The sequence below is a fragment of the Photorhabdus sp. P32 genome (assembly GCF_038085095.1).
Taxonomy (GTDB): Bacteria; Pseudomonadota; Gammaproteobacteria; order Enterobacterales; family Enterobacteriaceae; genus Photorhabdus; species Photorhabdus luminescens.
This window is the reverse complement of the sequence record NZ_JAZGJN010000267.1, coordinates 19,527-37,676: the sequence shown is the minus strand read 5'-3', so window position 1 is coordinate 37,676 and position 18,150 is coordinate 19,527. Positions and strand designations below refer to the sequence as shown.

Annotated in this window: 9 protein-coding genes and 1 pseudogene; 8 read left to right on the top strand and 2 right to left on the bottom strand. The window is 40.8% G+C overall.

Annotated features, from left to right (window positions below):
• Positions 1 to 255: 255 nt before the first annotated feature.
• Positions 256 to 1,467 (bottom strand): MFS transporter, encoded by a 1,212-nt coding sequence (locus V2H77_RS12975; protein WP_341499130.1) that lies wholly within the window; start codon positions 1,465 to 1,467, stop codon positions 256 to 258.
• A 394-nt stretch (positions 1,468 to 1,861) separates the two neighbouring features.
• Here V2H77_RS12975 and V2H77_RS12970 point away from each other — a divergent pair, with 394 nt between their 5' ends.
• The 3 genes and pseudogenes from V2H77_RS12970 (at position 1,862) to V2H77_RS12960 (ending at position 5,465) form a co-directional block, all read left to right on the top strand.
• Positions 1,862 to 2,818, top strand: coding sequence for a fucose-binding lectin II (locus V2H77_RS12970; protein WP_341499129.1), 957 nt, complete (start codon positions 1,862 to 1,864; stop codon positions 2,816 to 2,818).
• A gap of 143 nt (positions 2,819 to 2,961) precedes the next feature.
• Positions 2,962 to 3,900, top strand: a complete 939-nt coding sequence (locus V2H77_RS12965) for a fucose-binding lectin II (RefSeq protein ID WP_341499128.1) — start codon at positions 2,962 to 2,964, stop codon at positions 3,898 to 3,900.
• A gap of 534 nt (positions 3,901 to 4,434) precedes the next feature.
• Positions 4,435 to 5,465: pseudogene (locus V2H77_RS12960) on the top strand (fucose-binding lectin II).
• 135 nt (positions 5,466 to 5,600) lie between these two features.
• On the opposite strand, the gene V2H77_RS12955 reads toward V2H77_RS12960, so the two are convergent.
• Positions 5,601 to 6,497 (bottom strand): hypothetical protein, encoded by an 897-nt coding sequence (locus tag V2H77_RS12955; RefSeq protein ID WP_341499127.1) that lies wholly within the window; start codon positions 6,495 to 6,497, stop codon positions 5,601 to 5,603.
• 315 nt (positions 6,498 to 6,812) lie between these two features.
• Here V2H77_RS12955 and V2H77_RS12950 point away from each other — a divergent pair, with 315 nt between their 5' ends.
• The 5 genes from V2H77_RS12950 (at position 6,813) to tcaB (ending at position 18,149) form a co-directional block, all read left to right on the top strand.
• On the top strand, positions 6,813 to 8,507 hold the full coding sequence (locus tag V2H77_RS12950; protein ID WP_341499126.1) for a fucose-binding lectin II: 1,695 nt from the start codon (positions 6,813 to 6,815) through the stop codon (positions 8,505 to 8,507).
• Positions 8,508 to 8,600: 93 nt separating this feature from the next.
• A complete protein-coding gene (ppxB, locus tag V2H77_RS12945; RefSeq protein ID WP_341499125.1) occupies positions 8,601 to 9,623 on the top strand; it encodes a photopexin PpxB in 1,023 nt (340 codons plus the stop codon).
• A gap of 445 nt (positions 9,624 to 10,068) precedes the next feature.
• A complete protein-coding gene (locus tag V2H77_RS12940) occupies positions 10,069 to 10,686 on the top strand; it encodes a hypothetical protein (protein ID WP_341499124.1) in 618 nt (205 codons plus the stop codon).
• 584 nt (positions 10,687 to 11,270) lie between these two features.
• Entirely contained in the window at positions 11,271 to 14,558 is a 3,288-nt protein-coding gene (gene tcaA, locus V2H77_RS12935) for an insecticidal toxin complex protein TcaA (protein ID WP_341499123.1), read from the top strand.
• Positions 14,559 to 14,579: 21 nt separating this feature from the next.
• Positions 14,580 to 18,149, top strand: coding sequence for an insecticidal toxin complex protein TcaB (tcaB, locus tag V2H77_RS12930; RefSeq protein WP_341499122.1), 3,570 nt, complete (start codon positions 14,580 to 14,582; stop codon positions 18,147 to 18,149).
• The last annotated feature ends 1 nt before the right edge of the window (position 18,150 follow it).

The following is an 18,150-nucleotide window of genomic DNA, read 5'->3' as shown; positions in this document are numbered from 1 at the left end:
AAGTTCAATATAATTATGATAGGATTTATAATAACTTCATCCTTTCGCACACTGTCATCCAGCATTGACCAAAATTATCCTTATAACATTAATTTCCTCCGGTAACATTACACTTCAAACAACATTTAACTCTTACTAATCACGCTAGTCTTCTTATATCAATGATTAGCCTTAAATTCAAATATAGCGCAAAATCGCTATTTTACCATTAAGGCTAGATCACATATCTATCGTTATTTTCCCTTAACTGTTACGCTAAGCATTATTCATTAAATTTTTCGTCCCTCTTTTCATCACTTGAGCTAATTTCATTACATATATAGGTAATATCAGGGCGCTAACCATAGTCAATATGAAAATAGGTCGCACATTCTCAGCAATAATTTCCTTACCGTCTAAGAAGATAGAGGAGAAGAAAAACACCACACCAGCGCCCAAATTGGAAAATGCCATCTGGAGGGCGCCAAAACCCGCACGATTTTCAGGCGTCGAGGCATAAGAAGCGAGCACGTTTGCCGCCATCACCTGCACATAAGTTGCGAACATAAAAAGTGAGAAGAAAACGTATCCATCTACTTTTCCCGTCAATCCTAGAAAGATATTGACGATAAATAATGTCGCTGCGGCAATAGTAATTCTCTGAGGAGGATATCTATCGCAAAGTTTTCCGGTTAAATAAGTGCCCAACCAGGACGCAATACCGCCGCAAAAGAATACCAATGAAATTTGATTTTCTGGGACATAAAACACATTGGTTAATAACGGAGCAAGTATCGGAATAAGCATGAAGGGACTAAAATTACTGACGCCACTTGCCATTCCAGCTAATGTTATTTTTTTGGTCAGCACAATTTTGTTCTGACTATTTTTTACTTTCTCTGTTCCTGGAATAAACAAGAGGATTAGAGGTATACTCACTATGCATAAAATAACGATCAATAAAAAGGAGACTTTCCAGTTAAAACTCTCGGCCAAATATAAGCATAATGGTATACCTAAAATGCTAACGAATGAAAAAGATGAAAACGCAATTGCCAACACCCTTCCCCGCATACTTTCTGGAGAATTATTCAGTAAGATCCCAATACCTACTCCCAATGTCACACCACCAAACAGACCGGCAATGATACGTAGCAGAATAAGTTGATATGGTTCCGAAGAGAAAATCGTCAGGAACGTAATCAGGCCGAGAAACAGTGTATTTAAAATGAGAACCTTTCTTTTATTAAAGCGATCAATAAAGAAAAAGGATGTCAGGCCAGAAAATACTGAGGAAAAAACATAAACACCCGCTATAACTCCCGCCATCGTAACCGGCATGTGAAAATCTTTCGACATATAAACAAAAAGCGGAGTTACCATCATGTACTCTAATGCATTAATAAATTGAACTAATGCAACAACCATCGCAATAACAACTATATTATTAGTTCCAACTACCTGATTATTTCCAATTAACTTAGACATTATGAGTTTCAATTCCTGTTGGCTTAAATTTCATCGACGTAGTAAGCAATTTACATCACATACAGAGCAAAAAAAAGCGCCGTGTATCATCACCGTGAGCGTCTGGCATAGCCAAGCTTGATGTGGCGCTGATAGCAGCAAAACAGAATCATCAAGTAATGGCAATTTCTGGGTCCCATTCATTGTTAGGAGTAAGTCACAAATGCTCGGCCTTTCTCCAATCATCTTATGATTGATACTCTATTGGTGGGATTACTATCTCTATTAAGAATCATAAAAAGCAAAATACCTTGCTGATCCCTGAAGCAATTTAAAAGATTATGCAATAGTAGCATGATGAAATCAGGGATATATCAATGATGAGAAATAAATAACAAATACTCTGGAGAGATATATGGATAATATACTTAGATATGGCGATACCATAAAACTACTAAATAGATATCAAAACTGGGAAGGAGGATATCTTAGTGTATATGGAGATGATAACAGGCCCGGCGCAAAACATAAGGTAGTCACTGTCGTTCCCTCTTTTTCTAATGCTGGAGGAATATGGCGAATAGAGTCAGGCACCGGAAAACCGATAGGCAGTGAGATAATAAATAATGAAGTTATCTTACTCCATAATCTTTATCAATGCGATGGCGGTTACTTATCATGCTATGAAAGAACGGGGAGTGAGGCGCCGCCGGAGCTTTATCGGGTTAACACATCAGATATCAACATCCATACTAAAGCAGCAATGTTATGGTCTATTAATCAACAAGCCATTTCTCAAGATGGCAGAATAACAGAAGAGGGGGTTTTCGCTTTCTTTAGCCAATATGAACTAAGGGGATTCCTTGATATACATGGCGACGCCACCTTAGTAAATTCGAAATATCAAGTATTTTCTTCTGGCGCGGCTCAACGCCTGCGTGGCACCGGCCTGTGGAGAATAGAAAAAGTCAACGATCCTTGCTCTCCGAATAAACCCTCCAATTGTGGCGGAGAATGCGGTATCAATGACACTGGTAAACATTGCTTCCAGTTACCTCAAAGTATCCGATTTGGTCTGACAGCTTACGTGAATACGTATATTCACCAACAAACCATAAAAGTATATATCGATGACCTACTGGTAGATACATTAACCAAACAAGGAGCAGATAATATCGCTGGCGTTAGAACCTATACATCAGGTACTGGGAAAGTCTGTATTGAGATTACAGGAGATGGTAAACCCTGCAAACTCCGTTATTCCTATAATACTCTTGATGGAAAACCGGGAACAATGACTATCGGCGCTGAAAGTGGTGTTAACAATAATTACAACGATAGCGTAGTGGTATTAAATTGGCCGCTGGAGTAAATTCTACCTCCGGTAAAAATAAGAATTATCAATAAATTAAAGCGGCATTATGCCACTTAATTGCTACATACCACGATAGGAATATCGCAAACTAAATAATATATCAGCAATGATAAATAAATAGCTGACTTTTCGGAGAAATTATGGCGAATATACTTAAATATGGCGATACCGTAAAAATATTAAATAGTTTCAGAAACTGGGATGGTGGATATCTTAGTGTATATGGAACAAGTGGTATTTCAGATGGAAAATATACTGTGATAACCACCACTGCGGCAGGAACATTCTGGCGAATTGAATCAGGAACGGGCAAGCCTATCGGCAGTGAAGTCATTAACAATGATACTATTTTGCTGCATAATCTTTATCAATGCGATGGCGGCTACTTAGGACATTATCAATCCTCAAATCAACAGGTTCCAGAAGGCGAAATATACCCGATACATACATCAGATAAAAACATTCGCCAAGAAACCTTAGAGTGGATTATTTATTCTGACATGCCATCTATTGATGGAAAAATCAAAGAAGATGAAAGTATTACGCTATATAACCGTTGGGGAACCCGAGGCTTTCTTGATACCAATGGTTGGGTTGGAATCCCTGAAACAGTATGTCATGTATATACTTCCGCGAATAACCTTCGTAAGCCCTATACCGGCCTGTGGAAAATGACACAAGTTAAAGATCCTTGTCTCCCGGTTACCAAACCCTCCAATTGCGCTGGAGAATGCGGCACTAGTGACGGCGGTAAATATTGCTTCCAGGTACCTCAAAGTATTCGATTTGGTCTGATAGCTTATACGAATACAACTATCCATCAACAAACGGTAAAAGTGCATATTGACGATCTTCTGGTCGATACATTAACCGGCAAAGGAACAGAGAATAAAGCCTATACATCCGGTACAGGTAAAATCTGTATTGAAATTACAGGGGATGGCAAACCCTGCAAACTCCGTTATTCCTATAATACTCTTGATGGCAAACCCGGTTCAGTTATTATCGGCGCCGAAAATGATTCCAATAATAATTACAACGACAGCGTAGTCGTATTGAATTGGCCTCTGGTGAATTAGTTAAAAACACCCTGTTAATTTCACTAAAAAATCATCAATAAATTAAAGCGGTATTATACCGCTTTTTATATAAAAACATCATCAATTTAATATATTTTTAATATGTTATTGTTAAAACAAAAAAATAAAACAAAAAATAGTGTTTTTCATCTTAACTATATACCCAATGGATTTCAAGATGCATCGCGACGGCAAAGGAACGAATCCCCGGGAGCATAGATAACTATGTGACCGGGGTGAGTGAGTGCAGCCAACAAAGAGGCAACTTGAAAGATGACGGGTATATAATATGAATATTATCCCCTAGTATATATTTATATTTTTGAAAACAAACAACATCATTAAATCAGTAAACAATCTATTAATATATAATATTGCCACAACCTATCTTTTCCATTAATTTTTATAGTGTAAATTTTTCTGTTTCACCAAATAGTCTTAATATCATTATTGCTATTCTTTATCTATGAACAGGAAATTTAACAAATATGAAAAATTAATAAAAAACTCAAAAACCATGAAGGATATACATTAATGAACTCAAGTGTCTATTTATTCCTTAATGCAGATAACGCCAAATTTAATGAGATATTAAAAAAACCAGACATTAACTATCCTCAACCTATCAGCAACGATTGGCATAACTTCCTATCGAGTTTCAACGACATATTGACGATGTGATTAATTTAAATGGTTATTTATATTTTTTTAAAGGCTCGCAATATGTTAAATTCGATATCGCAAAAGCTAAGGTAACTGATGGACCCAAACTTATTACAGAAGGATGGCCCGGATTGAAAGGCACCGAATTCGAAAATGGGATAGATGCTGCCACAGAATGGGTCGATACAAAACGAGATGTTGTTTGTTTCTTTAAAGGTCGCGATTGTATTGATTATACCGTTAGTTCACACACAATTAGTAAGAAAACGATTTCAGCCAGGTGGGGAACTACCGGAAATTACTCTGGATTCAACTCTAATCTGGATGCTGTTATTTTATGGAGGAATATTGCCAGCCATTTAATTTACTTTTTCAAAGATGGTAATTATATCCGATACAATACACAGTCAAATACTATTGATATCGGCCCTGTATCCACCCAAGCTGGTTGGCCTGGAGTCACTTTCAACAAAATTCAAGCGGCAGTCTCTGTTGACGCAGATTTGTTAGGTAATGACCGTGGTGGCAATAGTAACTGTGGCGGAACATGTGGCACCAATGACACTGGCAAACATTGCTTCCAATTACCTCAAAGTATTCGATTTGGCCTAACGGCCTATAATAATACGAACATTCAGCAAACGGTAAAAGTGTATATTGACGACCTTCTGGTAGATACATTAACCAACAAAGGAAAAAATAATCCGATGGCGACTAAAATCTACACATCAGGTACAGGAAAAGTTTGCATTGAAATTGAAGGAGATGGCAAACCTAGCAAGCTGCGTTATTTCGATAACACCCTTGATGGAAAACCGGGAACAGCGATTATCGGCGCTGAAAATGGCACTAATGATAATTACAATGACTGCGTAGTCATGTTAAATTGGCCGTTGGTATAAATTAAAAATACTTTGGCAAATTTCACCATAAACAAAAATAGTTTTTCTACATTACAATAATATATGGGGCCAATAAAAAAGCCCCTTTGTATATATCATACAAGATGATTAAATAACTGGATTCAATATTCTATCTTAAAAATCTTGAAAAAATATCGCTCGATCAAACGGTGTTCTATAAAGAGAATTTTGTTGATCTACTGTGGTAGCGTTAGAAGACATGCCAGAAATAATCCCTGTCTGACCAGACGTAAGATTTCCCGTCATAAGCGTGTTCATATTATATTGGTAAAGCTCTACCTTCCATTTATCGGCTACAGTGTTATACCATTCGATGATTAATGTACCGTTATTTGCCGCAAGCAATCCAATTCGCCAGCGTGACCAAGTATTTTTGGGCCATTCATAACTCAATGGAAAACCAGAATGAGCATTACTTAGCGTAGGTTGACCTTTATAAATACCATCTATTTGTTTACCAACAAAATTAACTGACTGAATCAAATTAGCAGCCTGAAGATTCCAAACCATGATATAAGGCGTTGCAGTGTCAATCGAAGTACCTAACGAAATATTTGATGGCATCCATTGAGTCTTACCTTTATACCCGCCAGTCAAATGAATCGCCATATAGCCGTAACCAATATTTTGATATGTACCGCTTGCATTGGTTTTCTTGGATAGCACACACACTGTAATGTCAGGGTATGGATTACAAAACAGGTCAAGCTCACAATAGCAATGTCTGGCATCAACAGGTGTATCTGTCGCAATTCCGAAACAGTGGCTACCGACATTGCCAAATTTAGACAAAGTTTGTGCCTTGAAAGCTTTCCTTCCCCCAACACTGACGATATCCCAAGCGCTAGTCCCATAGGCTGAGTCCTTAAACAACACGCCAGCTCGCGGTGTTGTCGCATCTATCCACCGACCTTCAGGATATAAATTGGGTTCCCATACCGTTATTGGAACGGAATTGGAGTTAGATGAACTTTCAATTGAGATTTGACGTTCATGCTGTTCTAATTTCATGACTAAAATATCTCCTATAAAAAATACAATGACACATTAATCTTGTATTTTATACCTTAGATAAAGTTCATCTTTCATTCTTAAATAAAGTAAGTCACACAAAATACAGTAATATTAAATCCATTACTGAGTTATTAATATATAGTCTTGCTTATCACTCATTAATAGTATTAATTTCTATGTGCACTAACATAGGCAATAAATATGGAATCATTAAAGCGAAATAATATTAATATCTCTTTTACTCTATTTCAGTTGTAAAAAACAAACTCAAACAACATATTAAATTCCAATCACCAACAAGGATATATATAAATGAATACATCAAGTTATCTTTTCCTTGGTTCAGAAAATATTAGACACAATCAGAAATCGTATGAAGCAGACATTGGTTATCCCCAGCCTATAAATAATGATTGGCCTGATCTTCCTATTGAGTTTCAAAGACATATTGATGATGTAATTAATTTAAATGGTTTTTTGTATTTTTTTAAAGGCTCACAATATCTTAAATTTGATATTGCAAAAGCAAAAGTGATTGACGGACCAAAACCTATCATAGAAGGATGGCCGGGATTAGCAGGAACAGAATTTGAAAACGGGATAAACGCTGCCACGGAATGGCTCGATGTAGAAAAAACAGGTATGACAGATGTCGTCTGTTTCTTTAAAGGCAGTGATTGTATTGATTATACGGTGAGTTCACATACTGTTAGCAAAAAAACTATCGCAGACCGATGGGGAATAACAGAGCAATACTCAGAATTTAGTGAAAATCTGGATGCCGCTATTCTATGGAAAAATATTGGCAACCCTTTTCTTTTCCTGTTCAAAGATAATTCGAACATCAGGATTCATCTGAAATCGAATACTATTGATGGCCAAGCACCCATTGGCGCTAATTGGCGTGGCGTGACCTTCGAAAGAGTTCAAGCCGCGGTATCACTTGATACGGATTTATTAGGTAGCGAGATTGGCAATGATAGTAATACAAACACCTATTTTTTTCTTAATTCAGAAAATATTAAATATAATGATCCATTAAATAATATAGATATAGGTTATCCTCAACCTATCCGTAACAATTGGCCTAATCTGCCTATTGAGTTTCAAAGGCATATCGATGATGTGATTAATTTAAATGGTGCTTTGTATTTCTTTAAAGGATCGCAATATCTTAAATTCGATATTGCAAAAGCGCAAGTGATCGATGGACCAAAACCTATTATTGAAGGATGGCCGGGATTAGCAGGAACGGAATTTGAAAACGGGATAGACGCCGCCACAGAGTGGATAGATGCAAAAAAAGATATCGTTTGTTTTTTTAAAGGCAAAGAGTGTATCAATTATACAGTTAGCTCACATACCATCGACAAAAAAACTATCGCAGAAAGATGGAGAATTACCGGGGAATACGCGAAATTTAGTGCGAATTTAGATGCCGCGATTTTATGGCGGAACACCGGTTATTTTATTTATCTTTTCAAAGGCAATGAATATCTCCGCTTACATCTAATATTGAATAGTATGTATGGTGAACCCGACCTTATTCAAACTAAATGGAAAGGCGTCACTTTCAATAAAATTCAAGCAGCAGTGTCAGTTGATCCAAATGTATTAGGTAGTGATATCAATATAAACTGCGGCGGAACATGTGGAATTAATAATACCGGTAAACACTGTTTCCAATTACCTCAAAGTATTCGATTTGGCCTGACTGCTTACGTAAATAGTGATGTTCATCAACAAACAATCAATGTCTATATCGACGACCGATTGGTCGATACCTTAACCGGTAAGGGAATAAGTCACATAACAGATGTTAAAACCTACACATCAGGGACAGGCAAAATCTGCATTGAGATTATAGGAGATGGCAAACCCTGCAAACTCCGTTATGCCTATAACACGCTCGAAACAAAACCAGGATCAGCCATTATCGGCGCTAACAATGGTTCCAATGACAATTATGATGATAGTGTGGTAGTGTTGAATTGGCCATTATCATGAGACAATAATATATCGCTGTGATATCTGAAAATAGAAAATCGAGTAAACACATTAAAATGACATTCAAATTAACCATGATTAAGGATGTAAAAAATGAATTCAAAGAGCTATCTATTTCTTAACTCAGAAAACATTAGATATAACGACTCAGACGATAAAGCAGACACTGACTATCCCCAATCTATCAGCAACGATTGGCCGGGTCTCCCTACCGAGTTTCAAAAAGATATTGACGATGTGATTAATTTAAACGGCTTATTATATTTCTTTAAAGGCTCTCAATACCTTAAATTCGATATAGCCAAAGCCTTGGTGATTGATGGGCCAAAACCCATTATTGAGGGATGGCCGGGATTGAAAGGTACGGGATTTGAAAATGGTATAGACGCAGCCACAGAATGGGTGGATACAAAACAAGATGTTGTCTGTTTCTTTAAAGGCAGAGATTGCATCGATTACACTGTCAGTTCACACACAATCAATAAAAAAACTATTTCAGACCGATGGGGAACTACCGGGAAATATGCAGGATTCAGTGAAGACCTCGATACTGTTATTTTATGGAAGAATACCGCCGGTTCTATTATTTACTTTTTCAAAGATAGTTATTACATCCAATACAATACAAAATCTCAGGTTATCGATAGTGGCCCCTCCTTTATTCAGGCTTACTGGAACGGAGTCACCTTCAAAAAAATTCAAGCCGCCGTATCGGTTGATATAGATTCGTTAGGGAGTGAGTATAGAAGCTGTGGCGGAATATGCGGCAGCAATAACACCGGTAAACACTGTTTTCAGTTACCTCACAATATAAAGCTTAGCCTGTCAGCCTATGGCAATACAGCTCATCAGCAGACAATAAAAGTGTATATTGACGATCAATTAGTCGATACATTGATCAACCAAAGTGTCAGTAGTGTGTTGGGCTTTAAAAGTTACTCATCAAGCACAGGCAAAGTCTGCATTGAAATTATCGGCGACGGCAAACCCTGCAAACTCCGTTACGCCTATAATACCCTTGATGAAAAGCCGGGAACCGCCATTATCGGCGCCAGCAATGGGGGCAATAATAATTACGATGACAGCATAGTCGTGTTAATTTGGTCACAAGAGTGAATCAAAAGCCAAAATATGCCACTCTGGCAACACCTGTAGAGATAACATCTATCAGTAAATTAAAGCGGTAATATGCCGCTTTTTTCTGTACATCACAACAGATATGTCAAAAGCTAAATACAGAAATAATACAATTTAAATCTACAAGTAACATAATAAAGGCCAAACCAGACCATTCTCAAAATAATCCACCATCCGATAAAAATTAATTTTTTAATCTTTTCTTTTCCTATCTCCCGTTGCTATGAATATTCATCAGTACAGGAATTCGTACCTGTTTTAAGTCCACCCGGGATCACATAAAAGGCGAAATAACCTGTTAATTACGATAGCCGAATCCTGAAATGACGTCAGGCGTTATGCAGCAATAGCATAATTGGATGAAAAGTAATTTCAGAATGGTATCAATTGTTCGAAGAAAGATAATACATTTGTTGAGGAAACGATGGATAATGTACTTAAATATGGCGATACCGTGACAATATTAAACAGCTACAAGAACTGGAGCGGTGGGTATCTCAGCGTATTTGGCAACGGTAATAAACCGGGTACAAAATACAGTGTGGTAACCGTAGACGCATCTTTAGCTATTTATGGCGGCGCCTGGAGAATTGAGTCAGCAACAGGAAAATCTGTCGGAAGTGAAATAATCAATAATGATATTATTTTACTTCACAACCTGTATTACTGTGATGGTGGTTACTTGCGATATTATGATGTAGTGGATCAAAATGAGCAATTAACGGAAATACATCAAGTCTACACCTCAGATATCCGCACAAGAGCGACATTAGAATGGGTTATTTATTGTGAAACCACACCGCCAAATGAAAATATCAGAGAAGGCGATAGTATTTCTCTCTATAATCGATGGGGAAATAAAGGTTTTCTTGATACCCATAATCATGCCGGCGATACAGGCTCGTTATATCAAGTTTTCATGTCCAATAATGCTGCCCGTAAGAGCCAGACCGGTTTATGGAAAATGGCAAAGGTGAATGATCCTTGCCCTCCCCCTGATGTGTTAACCAATATCATGCCATTGTGGCGCAAGATGCGATAATAACCAGCCTCTCTATCGCTCAAATGAAGCTGGCAAAAGCAAACAAAACAGGTTGTTGTGTGTTTTAGCCAGCAAATATATGTGGAAGGAATCTATTCACCCAACACAACCAAAGATGACCGACAAATTAACCGGTAAAGACCACCAGAAATATCCCGATAGATGCAAGTCTGATTATTTTCAGACTGAAACTGTTACGCAACTTCCTTACCGCCATGATTAAATTAATTTTTTATTCCTACATTAATAAAAATTAAGCTTAACATAATAAGCTTCCACGCTATAAAGTCATGCCTCCATAAATTAACAACTCTTACCAAATAGTGAAAATGATTCTAAATACCTAAGATAAATGATGAACTAGCCTATTATCATAAATTAATTTTCATTGTTGTAACACTTTTGCTATCAGCACCTTGGATGAAATTTCTCATACTGGTCGTTTTCTTATCCCTGTATCACCTTAAATTAGCCAGCAATAAATAAATGAAAATAAAAAGGAATGTTTATGAATTGCAACACCAAGAAAGCTAGCTCGTTTTTCGAAACTAACCTTCCAAGATGTTCTAATTCTAAACCATGTAATGGTGACTGTTATGCAAAATAAAATATCATTTTTATCAGGTACATCCGAACAACCCCTGCTTGATGCTGGTTATCAAAACGTATTTGACATCGCATCAATCAGCCGGGCTGCTTTCGTTCAGTCCGTTCCCACCCTGCCCGTTCAAGAGGCTCAGACAGTCTATCGTCAGGCGCGGCAACGGGCAGAAAATCTGAAATCCCTCTACCGAGCATGGCAATTACGTCAGGAACCGGTCATTAATGGGCTGACTAAACTTAACGCGCAAGCCAACATATCTATCCTTAAAGATACTTTGGTAGAGAATATTGGCGGTGATGGGGATTTCAGCGATTTAATGAACCGTGCCAGTCAATATGCTGACGCTGCTTCTATTCAATCCCTGTTTTCACCGGGCCGTTATGCTTCCGCACTCTATAGGGTTGCTAAAGATCTGCATAAATCAGATTCCAGTTTGCATATTGATAATCGCCGGGCTGATCTGAAAGACTTGATATTAAGCGAAACGACGATGAATAAAGAGGTCACTTCCCTCGATATTTTGTTGGATGTGTTACAAAAAGGCAGTAAAGATATTGCTGAGCTGTCCAGTGCGTTCTTCCCAATGACGTTACCTTATGACGATCACCTGTCGCAAATCGATTCCGCTTTATCGGCACAAGCCAGAACGCTGAACGGTGTGTGGAATACTTTGACCGATACCACGGCACAAGCGGTTTCAGAACAGGCCGGTAATACGAATACACTCAAACTGTTCGCTGCCCAAGATGATAATAAAAACACATTTTTTGCCGGCAATACGTTTTATTTCAAAGCGGTAGGATTCAGCGGGCAACCAATGGTTTACCTGTCGCAGTACACCAGTGGGAGCGGCATCATCGGCGCACAATTGATTGCAGGTAATCCAGATCAGGCCGCTGCCGCCATCGTCGCACCATTACAACTCACCTGGTCAATGGCAAAACAGTGTTACTACCTGGGAGCTCCCGATGGTACAAAGATGGGAGACGGTAATGTTCTAACCGGCTGTTTCTTAAGAGGTAACAGCCCAACCAACCCGGATAAAGACGGTATTTTCGCCCAAGTAGCCAATAAATCAGGCAGTACTCAGCCTTTATCAAGCTTCCATCTGCCAGTCACACTGGAACGCAGCGAGGATAAGGATAAGTACTATCTGAAAACGGAGCAGGGTTATATCGCGGTAGATAGTTCCGGTCAGTCAAACTGGAAAAATGCGCTGGTCATCAATGGGACAAAAGACAATGGGCTGTTATTAACGTTTTGCAGCGATAGTTCAGGTACCCCGACAAACCCAGATGATGTTATTCCTCCCGCTATTAACGATATTCCATCGCCACCAGCCCGCGAAACCTTGTCACTGACGCCGGTGAGTTATCAATTGATGACCAATCCGGCACCGACAGAAGGTGATATTACTAACCATTACGGCCTTGGCGGCAGTAGCTTACAGGAAACGGCATCTTCGGCCTCCGCGTTAACTACGGCATTAAATTCTATCGAAACCTTCTGTGAAAAAACCCGGTTAAATTTCAATCAGCTAATGGCTCTAACCGCTCAGCAATCTTATAGTCAAAACAGCTCTGATGCGAAAGCCGCCAGCCTCTATGTTCGTTTTGGGGAAACCGCCCCTACCCGCGTCAATGTCTACGGTGCCGCCTATCTTAACAGCACACTAGGAGCAGAGGCTGATGGTCAATATCTGTGGATACAAACCGATGGCAAGAGCCTGAATTTCACTGACGATACGGTAGTCGCCTTGGCCGGCCGCGCTGAAAAGCTGGTGCGTTTATCATCCCAGACCGGGCTGTCGTTTGAAGAATTAGACTGGCTGATTGTCAATGCCAGCCGTAGTGTGCCGGACCACCACGACAAAATTGTGCTGGATAAGCCGGTTCTTGAAGCACTAGCAGAGTATGTCAGCCTGAAAAAAAGCTATGGGCTTGATGCCAATACCTTTGTGACGTTCATTAGCTCAGTGAATCCCTACACGCCAGACCAAACACCGAGTTTCTATGAAACCACTTTCCGCTCTGCCGATGGTAATCACGTCATTGCGCTAGGTACAGCAGTGAAATATGCAGAAAATGAGCAGGATGAGTTATCCACAATATGCTGCAAAGCATTGGGTGTCACCAGTGATGAATTTTTCCGTATTGGTCGCTATTGTTTCGGTAATGCAGGCAGTTTTACCTTGGATGAATATACCGCCAGTCAGTTGTATCGCTTCGGCGCCATTCCCCGTTTGTTTGGGCTGACATTTGCCCAAGCCGAAATTTTATGGCGCTTGATGGAAGGCGGAAAAGATATCGTGTTGCAACAGTTAGGTCAGGCAAAATCCCTGCAACCGCTGGCGATTTTACGCCGTACCGAGCAGGTACTGGATTGGATGTCATCTGTGAACTTAAGTCTGACTTATTTGCAAGGGATGGTGAGTACGCAATGGAGCGGTACCGCCACCGCTGAGATGTTCAATTTCTTGGAAAACGTTTGTGGCAGTGTGAATAGTCAAACTGCCGCTAAAGAAACAATGGATTCAGCGTTACAGCAGAAAGTGCTGCGTGCTCTAAGTGCCGGTTTCGGCATTAAGAGCAATGTGATGGGTATCGTCACCTTCTGGCTGGAGAAAATCACAGCCAGTAGTGGCAATCCTTTTACACTGGCAAACTACTGGCATGATATTCAAACCCTGTTTAGCCATAACAATGCCACACTGGATAACTTGCAAACCGACACTTCTCTAGTCATTGCTACTCAGCAACTTAGCCAGCTAGTGTTAATTGTGAAATGGCTGAGCCTGACCGAGCAGGATCTGCAATTACTGACAACCTATCCTGAACGTTTACTCAACGGTATCACTCATGTTCCTGCTCCCAATCTGGAACTATTACTCACGCTATCGCGTTTTAAACAGTGGCAAACTCAGGTCACCGTTTCCCGTGATGAAGCGATGCGCTGTTTCGATCAATTAAATGCCAAAGGTATGACGACTGAAAATGCAGCTTCACTTATCGCCACATTGCATGAGATGGATAAAGGTACGGTAGCGCAAGTCAATACCTTGCTATTAGGGGAAAATAACTGGCCGAAAAGTTTTACATCACTCTGGCAACTTCTGACCTGGTTACGCGTCGGACAAAGCTTGAATGTCGGTAGTACCACTCTGGGCAATCTGTTGGCCATGATGCAAGCAGACCCTGCCGCCGAGAGTAGCGCCTTACTGGCATCGGTAGCCCAAAACTTAAGTGCCGCAATCAGCAACCATCAGTAACCGGATAAGAAGGAATTGATTATGTCTGAATCTTTATTTACACAAACGTTAAAAGAAGCGCGCCGTGATGCATTGGTTGCTCATTATATTGCTACCCAAGTACCCGCAGATTTAAAAGAGAGTATCCAGACCGCTGATGATCTGTATGAATATCTGTTGCTGGATACCAAAATTAGCGATCTGGTTACCACTTCACCGTTGTCCGAGGCAATTGGCAGTCTGCAACTGTTTATCCATCGTGCGATAGAAGGCTATGACGGCACACTGGCTGACTCAGCAAAACCCTATTTTGCCGATGAGCAGTTTTTATATAACTGGGATAGTTTTAACCACCGTTATAGCACTTGGGCTGGCAAGGAGCGGTTGAAATTCTATGCCGGGGATTATATTGATCCAACATTGCGATTGAATAAGACCGAAATATTTACCGCATTTGAACAGGGTATTTCTCAAGGGAAATTAAAAAGTGAATTGGTCGAATCTAAGTTGCGTGATTATCTCATTAGTTATGACACTTTGGTTACCCTTGACTATATTACTGCCTGCCAAGGTAAGGATAATAAAACTATCTTCTTTATTGGCCGTACACAAAATGCCCCCTATGCATTTTATTGGCGGAAATTAACTTTAGTCTCTGATAGCGGTAAGCTGAAACCGGATCAATGGTCAGAGTGGCGAGCAATTAATGCTGGAATTAGCGAGGCATATTCAGGGCATGTAGAGCCTTTCTGGGAAAATAACAAGCTGCACATCCGTTGGTTTACTATATCGAAAGAAGATAAAATAGATTTTGTTTATAAAAACATCTGGGTGATGAGTAGCGATTATAGCTGGACATCAAAGAAAAAAATCCTGGAGCTTTCTTTTACTGACTACAATAGAGTTGGAGCAACAGGATCATCAAGCCCGACTGAAGTAAGTTCACAATATGGTTCTGATGCTCAGATGAATATTTCTGATGATGGAACAGTACTTATTTTTCAGAATGCTGGCGGAGCTACTCCCCGCACCGGAGTGACGCTGTGTTATGATTCTGGAGAAGTAATTAAGAATTTATCTAATACAGGAAGTGCAAATTTATCTTCAAAGAATTATGCCACAACTAAATTACGCATGTGTCATGGACAAAGTTACAATAATGATAACTACTGCAATTTTACACTCTCTATTAATACAATAGAATTCACCTCCTATGGCACATTTTCATCAGACGGCAAGCAATTTACACCACCTTCTGGTTCCGCCATTGATTTACACCTTCCTAATTATGTAGATCTCAACGCGCTATTAGATATTAGCATTGATTCACTGCTTAATTACGACGTACAAGGGCAATTTGGCGGATCTAATCCGGTCGATAATTTCAGTGGCCCCTATGGTATTTATCTATGGGAAATCTTCTTCCATATTCCGTTCCTGATTGCGGTCCGTATGCAAACCGAGCAACGTTACGAAGACGCGGACACTTGGTACAAATATATTTTCCGCAGCGCCGGTTACCGTGATGCTAACGGCGAGCTCATTATGGATGGCAGTAAACCACGTTATTGGAATGTGATGCCATTGGAACTGGATACCGCATGGGATACCACACAGCCTGCCACCACTGATCCAGATGTGATCGCAATGGCGGACCCGATGCATTACAAGCTGGCGATATTCCTGCATACCCTTGACCTGTTGATTGCCCGCGGCGATAGCGCTTACCGTCAGCTTGAGCGTGATACTTTAGTCGAAGCCAAAATGTACTACATTCAGGCACAGCAGCTACTGGGAGCGCGTCCTGATATCCATACCACTAATACCTGGCCAAATCCGACGCTGAGTGTAGAAGCAGGCAAAATCGCCACACCAACACTGCTCAGTTCGCCAGAAGCCATGACCTTCGCTGGCTGGCTAAGCGCAGGTGATACCGCCAATATTGGTGACGGCGATTTCCTGCCGCCATACAACGATGTGCTGTTCGGTTACTGGGATAAGCTTGAATTACGTCTATATAACCTACGCCACAACCTGAGTCTAGATGGTCAACCGCTAAATCTGCCACTGTATGCCACTCCGGTAGATCCGAAAACCCTGCAACGTCAACAAGCCGGGGGCGATGGTACAGGCAGCAGTCCGGCTGGCGGTCAAGGCAGTGTTCAAGGCTGGCGCTATCCACTATTGGTAGAACGCGCCCGCACTGCCGTCAGTTTGTTGACTCAGTTCGGCAACAGCTTACAAACGACATTAGAGCGTCAAGATAATGAAAAAATGACGCTACTGTTGCAGACTCAACAGCAAGCCATCCTGAAACAACAGAACGATATACAGCAAAATAATCTGAAAGGATTACAACATAGCCTGACCGCATTACAAGCCAGCCGGGATGGCGCATCATTACGGCAAAAACACTACAGCGACCTGATTAACGGCGGTCTGTCAGCAGCAGAAATCGCCGGTCTGACACTACGCAGCACCGCCATGATCACCAATGGCGTGGCGACAGGATTACTGATTGCCGGCGGAATCGCCAACGTTGTACCTAACGTCTTCGGGCTGGCTAACGGTGGTTCTGAATGGGGAGCGCCATTAATTGGCTCCGGGCAAGCAACCCAAGTGGGCGCCGGTATCCAAGATCAGAGCGCCGGCATTTCGGAAGTGACAGCAGGTTATCAGCGTCGTCAGGAAGAATGGACGTTACAACGGGATGTTGCTGATAACGAAATAACCCAACTGGATGCCCAGATACAAAGTCTGCAAGAGCAGATTACGATGGCACAAAAACAGATCACGCTCTCTGAAACCGAACAAGCGAATGCTCAGGCGATTTATGACCTGCAAACCACTCGCTTTACCGGACAGGCGCTGTATAACTGGATGGCCGGTCGTCTCTCCGCGCTCTATTACCAGATGTATGATTCCACTTTACCAATATGTCTCCAGGCAAAAGCTGCATTAGTACAGGAATTGGGCGAGAAAGACAGCGACAGTCTATTCCAGGTTCCAGTGTGGAATGATCTATGGCAAGGGTTGTTAGCGGGGGAAGGTTTAAGCTCAGAACTACAGAAACTGGATGCTATCTGGCTTGCACGTGGCGGCATCGGTCTGGAAGCCATCCGCACCGTGTCGCTGGATACCCTGTTTGGTACAGGGACGTTAAGTAAAAATATCAATAAAGTGCTTAACGGGGAAACGGTATCTCCATCCGGCGGCGTCACTTTGACGCTAACAGGGGATATCTTCCAAGCAACACTGGATTTGAGTCAGCTAGGTTTGGATAACTCTTACAACCTGGGTAACGAGAAGAAGCGTCGCATTAAACGCATCGCCGTCACCCTGCCAACACTTCTGGGACCCTATCAAGATATTGAAGCCACGCTGGCAATGGGCGCGGAAATCGCCGCCTTATCACACGGTATGAATGACGGCGGCCGGTTTGTTACCGACTTTAACGATAGCCGTTTTCTGCCTTTTGAAGGTCGAGATGCGACAACCGGTACGCTGGCGCTAAACATTTTCCATGCAGGTAAAGAGGGAGCGCAACACGAGTTGGCTGCTAATTTGAGTGACATCATTGTGCATCTGAATTACATCATTCGAGACGCATAAA

Excerpts from the sequence above, each read along its gene's own strand:
- tcaA (WP_341499123.1), top strand. The coding sequence starts at position 11,271 with ATGGTGACTGTTATGCAAAATAAAATATCATTTTTATCAGGTACATCC.
- V2H77_RS12950 (WP_341499126.1), top strand. The coding sequence starts at position 6,813 with ATGAATACATCAAGTTATCTTTTCCTTGGTTCAGAAAATATTAGACAC.
- V2H77_RS12955 (WP_341499127.1), bottom strand. The coding sequence starts at position 6,497 with ATGAAATTAGAACAGCATGAACGTCAAATCTCAATTGAAAGTTCATCT.
- V2H77_RS12970 (WP_341499129.1), top strand. The coding sequence starts at position 1,862 with ATGGATAATATACTTAGATATGGCGATACCATAAAACTACTAAATAGA.
- V2H77_RS12975 (WP_341499130.1), bottom strand. The coding sequence starts at position 1,467 with ATGTCTAAGTTAATTGGAAATAATCAGGTAGTTGGAACTAATAATATA.
- V2H77_RS12940 (WP_341499124.1), top strand. The coding sequence starts at position 10,069 with ATGGATAATGTACTTAAATATGGCGATACCGTGACAATATTAAACAGC.
- V2H77_RS12965 (WP_341499128.1), top strand. The coding sequence starts at position 2,962 with ATGGCGAATATACTTAAATATGGCGATACCGTAAAAATATTAAATAGT.
- ppxB (WP_341499125.1), top strand. The coding sequence starts at position 8,601 with ATGAATTCAAAGAGCTATCTATTTCTTAACTCAGAAAACATTAGATAT.
- tcaB (WP_341499122.1), top strand. The coding sequence starts at position 14,580 with ATGTCTGAATCTTTATTTACACAAACGTTAAAAGAAGCGCGCCGTGAT.